The organism is Brenneria roseae subsp. roseae, assembly GCF_003115845.1.
GTDB classification, from domain to species: Bacteria; Pseudomonadota; Gammaproteobacteria; order Enterobacterales; family Enterobacteriaceae; genus Brenneria; species Brenneria roseae.
The window spans coordinates 133,314-139,572 of the sequence record NZ_KZ819034.1 but is presented as its reverse complement, the minus strand read 5'-3'; the positions used below and the strand labels follow the sequence as shown (position 1 = coordinate 139,572).

The 6,259-nt window shown below is 49.1% G+C and carries 3 protein-coding genes and 1 pseudogene; 3 read left to right on the top strand and 1 reads right to left on the bottom strand.

The genetic code is table 11. The features are described 5' to 3' along the window. Window positions 1–238 precede the first annotated feature (238 nt). The 3 genes and pseudogenes from DDT52_RS21280 to DDT52_RS16750 all read left to right on the top strand — a co-directional run bounded on the left by DDT52_RS21280 (window position 239) and on the right by DDT52_RS16750 (window position 3,840). Window positions 239–1,477 (top strand): annotated as a pseudogene (locus tag DDT52_RS21280) (tyrosine-type recombinase/integrase). Between the two features lie 282 nt (window positions 1,478–1,759). Further along, the gene (locus DDT52_RS16755) at window positions 1,760–3,007 is read left to right on the top strand and encodes a type II toxin-antitoxin system RelB/DinJ family antitoxin (RefSeq protein ID WP_136157360.1); all 1,248 of its coding nucleotides are present in this window, start codon (window positions 1,760–1,762) and stop codon (window positions 3,005–3,007) included. Between the two features lie 242 nt (window positions 3,008–3,249). Continuing rightward, a complete protein-coding gene (locus DDT52_RS16750) occupies window positions 3,250–3,840 on the top strand; it encodes a DNA adenine methylase (RefSeq protein WP_247595570.1) in 591 nt (196 codons plus the stop codon). On the opposite strand, the gene DDT52_RS16745 is transcribed toward DDT52_RS16750, so the two are convergent. Then, on the bottom strand, window positions 3,837–5,063 hold the full coding sequence (locus DDT52_RS16745) for a phospholipase D family protein (protein ID WP_136157358.1): 1,227 nt from the start codon (window positions 5,061–5,063) through the stop codon (window positions 3,837–3,839). The two genes, DDT52_RS16750 and DDT52_RS16745, sit on opposite strands and share 4 nt — an antisense overlap. Window positions 5,064–6,259 lie beyond the last annotated feature (1,196 nt).

The window sequence follows — 6,259 nt, the reverse complement described above, 5'->3', positions numbered from 1 at the left end:
CGCTTATAAAACAAGAACCCCACGGAAAATGTGGGGTTCGTCAACAGTCTGAGACCTCAACTGAGGTCTTTTTTTATGTCTGAAATCCGCGCCACACAAGGCTTCGACCGAATTTTCTGTCAACGGAAGTCAATCTGACTTCACCCACATTAATCTGCTTGTGAGTATAGAACCGAGTATATATGCTGGTTCGATATTGCTTATATACTCACAGCAGGATTATGTAAGGATAACCATCATGGCCCTGACAGATACCAAGGTACGTTCTGCTAAACCCGAGGAAAAAGAGTATTCGCTGGTTGATGGCGACGGCATGTTTTTGCTGGTTCATCCCAACGGCTCAAAATACTGGCGTTTGGCGTCTATCCCGAAGTTTCACTGGCTGATGCAAGACAAAAACGGGAGGCCACCAGAAAGCTGGTCGCAGCCGGTATTGATCCGCGTGAGCAAAAACGTGCGGTGCAAGAGGAACAGGCGAAGGCGGTATTCACCTTTGAGTTTGTAGCCCGTGAGTGGCACGCCACCAATCAAAAGTGGTCGGAAGAGCACAGCCGCCGTGTGCTGAAAAGTCTGGAAGATAACCTCTTCTCTGCTATTGGCAAACGTAACATCGCCGAACTTAAAACGCGTGACCTGTTAGCCCCAATCAAAGCGGTGGAACAGTCGGGTCGTCTTGAAGTGGCATCACGGCTTCAGCAACGCACAACCGCAATAATGCGCTACGCCGTACAAAGTGGATTAATCGACTACAATCCGGCACAGGAAATGGCTGGGGCAGTTGCATCCAGCAATCGGCAGCACCGTCCCGCGCTGGAATTAAAGCGCACTCCTGAACTGCTTCAGCGCATCGATAGCTATACCGGCAGGCCGTTAACCCGTTTGGCGGTAGAGTTGACACTGTTGATCTTTATCCGCTCCAGCGAATTGCGTTTTGCCTGTTGGTCAGAGATCGATTTTGAAACCTCGATGTGGACCATCCCTCCTGAGAGAAAACCGATAGAGGGTGTGAAGCACTTCTCATCGTGGTTCTAAGATGCGTACTCCTCATTTAGTGCCGCTTTCCCGTCAGGCATTGGTTATCCTGAAGCAAATACAGCAATTCAGCGGCAACCATGAACTGATCTTTATTGGCGATCACGATCCTCGTAAGCCAATGAGTGAAAACACGGTGAATAATGCCCTGCGGGTAATGGGGTACGACACTAAGGTTGAGGTCTGCGGTCACGGCTTCAGAACGATGGCCTGTAGTTCGTTGATTGAATCGGGGTTATGGTCAAGAGATGCAGTAGAACGGCAGATGAGCCATATGGAACGTAACTCGGTACGAGCGGCATACATCCACAAGGCGGAGCATCTGGGAGAGCGTAGGTTAATGGTGCAGTGGTGGGCGGATTATCTGGATGCGAACCGGGAGAAAGGGGTTAGCCCATTTGATTACTCAAAGCTGAGCAAGAACTATTTACTGGTTCGAAACTAATGACAGTCATGAATGGTATGGTGCGTGACAGTAAAAAATGGATGGCAGATTAGCAGTCAGCCGTTGACTTTAAACATAGCCTCACCCAGCGTGCTGCGAACAACCCCCTGTAGCCGGTCAAGAGCAATAGTTAAATGGACCAAACCCGTTGTCTGCTGTGTCTGTCAGTGCATCGATTATTTACTCGGAGGAGTAAATGGTGAAACCGCCATTTTTACGATGTGCTACGTTGGACCTCATAACAAAATGTGCTACATTGTATTTCACTAAGGAGTGGCAAATATGTCTTCGAAACCCACTACGACAATACGCATCGACTTGGACGTCAAGAGACGCGCCAGCGAAGTGTTCGACGAGATAGGCATCGGCATGTCCGCCGCAATTAATACATTTCTAAAAGCGGTGGTTCGCGAGGGCACCATGCCATTTGATATAAAAATAGAACGCCCAAAACTACACTCTAAATCCGGAAATGCGACTCTCAATCATGCCTTCATAGTCAAAAAAGATGAGTTCTATACGCAGTACGAGGACGTGGCTAGGGAAATGGTGAAGCATCGAGAACAACTAAAGGGAAAGACCATACTTTGTAACTGTGACGATCCTTTTGAGTCGGCTTTCTTCCGGTTTTTTGTGCTTAATTTCGACAAGCTCGGGCTAGCGGGGCTTACATCCACCTGCTACGCCTGCTCCCCAATCGCAGGACGGGAATATCCATTAGAGGGAGTGACAGGCGCTTATAAGGCGGTAGTAACCGAAGTGCCTGACGAGCCTCTTGTGAGGCCAGACGGTTCGTTGGATTTAGAGCCCTTGTTTGCCATGTTAGGCAATTCTCTCGTGCATCTCGTGGGTGACGGTGATTTCCGCTCAGATGAGTGCAAAGCTTTACTTAAGGAGGCCGACATAGTGGCCACCAATCCACCCTTCAGCCTCTTCCGCGAGTACATTAGCCTGCTGGAGCGTCACGAAAAGAATTTTATTATTCTTGGGAACATGAACGCTACAACATACAAAGAGGTCTTCCCCCTCTTCTGTAACAATAAAGTCTGGTATGGTGAATCCATCCGCTCTGGGGATCGCAAATTCCATGTGCCTGATAGCTACCCGTTAAATGCCGCCGGCTGCGGTATAGACGAGGGAGGGCGACGTTTCATCCGGGTTAAGGGCGTACGTTGGTTCACCAACTTGGACACTAGCAGTCGGCACGTGCCTATGGAATTGACCAGTCGCTACACTCCAGACGAATACCCACGTTATGAAAACTACGATGCTATCGACGTTGGGCGCACCCAAAATATTCCAGTCGACTACGACGGGATTATGGGGGTGCCAATCACGTTTCTCGACAAATACAGTCCGGATCAGTTCGATATCATTATGCTTGCCAACGGCAACGCACGCACCAACGTATCTTCCGAGATCCTTAGAGAGGTAGGGTATCATCCGCATTCTGAGGACAGGGGAGGTGTCGGCATCATCAACGGCCGGCGCGTTTATGCACGGATCCTGATCCGCAGGAAATCCTTATGAGCTGCCGAATGCGCGTACCCTGCGCATATCAGGGCGGCAAGCAACGCGTAGCGGCTCAAATCGTCGACCATCTTCTAGAGGCCGCTCCCGGGCCGGACGCGCGATTCTACGACCTGTGCTGCGGATCTGCCGCGGTCTCCATCGAGCTGGTTAACAGAGGCGTAGACCCATCACGCATTTGGATGCTCGACATCAGCTCTTGGGGTTCCTTCTGGTCCGCTATAGGCTCCGGTACGTTCAATATGGACGTTTTTGATCGGATTTTGTCCGAGTTGCCGAGTGATAAACGCGATTTTAAGGCTCACATGTCGGCGCTATCGGCGCTCCCGGGGGGTGACCATGAAGTGGAACTTTATCCAGTGCTTCAGGCCTGCTCTTTTGGAGGAAAGCAAATTTGGCGCAAAGGAGAACGCTGGGCGAATGCGTGCTTTCGGGACTACTGGGAGCCAACCGCGACTAGCATACGCCGCAGTCCTGCCAATCCGATGCAACCCTCTCCGATCGAGCTGCGTCGCAGAATCGATGTCCTCGTGAATGGAATGAAAGGAGTGACCTGTTTCAACAAGGATATCATGACGCTCCTTAGTGACCCCTTGCCCAGCAATGCTGTAGTGTATGTAGACCCACCATATCAACGCACGACGGGGTATGCATTCGGCTTCGATATCACATCATTCATAGACCGCTTCCGCGAAGTAAATCAGGTCCCGTTGTTCATTTCCGAAAGAATCCCGTTGAGTGACAACGCCTTGATGCTCACATTCGGCGGGGCTAAGGGCGGCATTAGCGGGATTCGGAAAGGGAAACACGAAGAATGGCTAAGTCGCTTCTAGAGCAGCCCAAGCAGCTTAGCGTTTTTTGTAGACCCATTTCGAGCCAATATACGTGAAGCAGCCTTGAAATTCTCAAGCTCAGATTCCGGGAATACAGACATGAAGTAGTAATCACCCTGAATCTTAGTAAAGGTGATTACTTTCTTGACCAAGTAGTGCGCCTCGCCTTTGGTTGCAAAAGCATGGGTGATCTTGTTTTCAAAAGAGCTTATTCCCTTGATCTGGAGTCTCCACGTGCCGTTTGCGTTCTCTCCATCAGGGAAAAGTATTGTGTTGCCTTTATAGTCAACCCCTTCGAAGTTGAGGGTAATGTTTTTGGTCTGATCGATAGCTGTAGGATTTATACCGAAAAACTCAACCCCACCGCGCATGAAAGTTGGATCTCCAAGGTTAAAAGTGGTTCCTTTGGGGTCTCCCCGCTCAATCAGGGACTTCATTGAAAGATCGAGTATATTTCGTGATCCTCCAGTCATCTTCTTGGTTTCAAACCAAATAGTCTGGCCTTCGTCACTTTGTGGAACATAAATAGGTCTCGCTAGGGCCAAGGAAACCTCTGCTGTCTTCTCTTTCTGCGGAATGGTAATGCGAGGTAGCTTTACTGGAGTACCATTGCCGAATAGACGCTCTCGAGTGGTATCCTGTATAGCAGCTTTCGCAAGGCGCACTTGCTGGGCGACTTCTTTAGATAAATAGCCATTTTGGAGGAGTTTATCAATGTCGTCTTGCTCTTCTATCGACATGAATGAGTCATCGAGTGAGGTCAGCTCCCCGATGTAGTCGTCCAGACTCCTTAGTATTTGCATATCATCGCCGCTCGACATGTCTACTGGGATGAGTACTGAGCTTTCGAAGTTTGCCCACAGACCGCCTCCGGTCAGGTTGTGTGAGCCAACAACTATCAGTCCCTTGTCGTTCCCTAAAAACTGGTAGATCTTTGGATGGTATGTCTGGCCATTTTCAGAGTGCACTATATTCAAAGAGTCCGTATGGAGTAGCAGAGCTGTAAGAGCCTCGTACGAAGTCCCGCGAAGGTCGATGCCCACATAAGCATTTACTCTTCCACCTCGTTTTCTGAATCTTTCGAGCGAATCCTTGATTCTGAGGACGCCGCTATTCTTTGCGAAGGCGACTGCAATGTTGAGAGTGTGATAGTCCGGTGAGTCGAGCAATTCGATAAGACGGTTTCCGAGCTGTCCGGTAAAGGGCTGGTTCATCAGCTCCATAAGTCCTCCTTTGACGACTGATATTCAATAAAAGCAAGGCTCGAAAGCCAGCCTTGAGACTCGAGCATACGAAATTTAAACGGCATCCACAAGACAGCCAAGCCAAGCTCAAACCCGGCGCTCTCCTGGCATATCCCGTGTGAAGAAAAGTTTGGTTTGTAGTGGTCAACTAAAACTGGCCATCTAAGTAGAGGTGATATGCTCATCTCAAAATCTTACAGGTGAACCAATGAGCAAGGCATTTACTGCTGAATTTAAACTCGAAGCAGCAAAGCTGGTCCTCGACCAGAACTGCACCCATGGCGAAGGCAATGAACATCAGTCTGTCGGCTATCAACCACTAGGTTAACTCGTTACGCATGGAATGTCAGGGAAAAGTACCTCCGGGGCTACCTCTGACTCCTGAGCAGACCGAACTCAGGGAAATGAGAAAACGTATACAACGCCTTGAAATGGAGAACGAAACCCTAAAAAAGGCTATCGCGCTCTTGATGTCGGACTCCCTGAACAGTTCACGACAACATACAGGACGGGAACGCAATATCCGGACGAGGTGTTATGCCGGATGTTTGGCATTCACCGCAGCAGTTATCGACCAAGGAGCTCCTCAGATGTCTAAAACGTTATATCGTCCGGGAGCTTTATCCTCTTATTTTATCGGATCTCGCTCATGCAAATCGCCCGCTCTTGACAGAGGATCGTCAACAGCCCAATGGAGAGGTTCTTCCGTAGTCTGAAAAGTCAATGGGTACTATCAAGGGATTACGGTAGCTTCGTGGAGGCGCGGTCATCGATAGACCGCTCTACAGTGCACTCAGGCCCACTAGTATTACGGCGGCTTAACGCCAAATGAATCAGAGCGGCTGTTCCACGAACAGTCAGCTTGTGTGGCCAAAATTAGTTGACCACTACATATTGACCTATTCTCCGTAGGGTAGGACATATGCTGTTAGAATGTCTTAACCTAATAGTTATCGCCCACTGTAAAGTTTGCGTGCCGGTCTCTCGCACTTAGTAGTCTGTCAAATTTACTGGCCTCTCTTGTCAGAAAGGAGAGGCTATATCCCTGATTATCTCAGCGACAGCTTCTCTCATATCTGCTGTAAATAGTCTCCAAAAATAGCGTTGTATAAAACATGAAAGGGTCAATTTGGTGGTCAATGAAATCAATTTAATTGGTGCTTTTGACATCATGT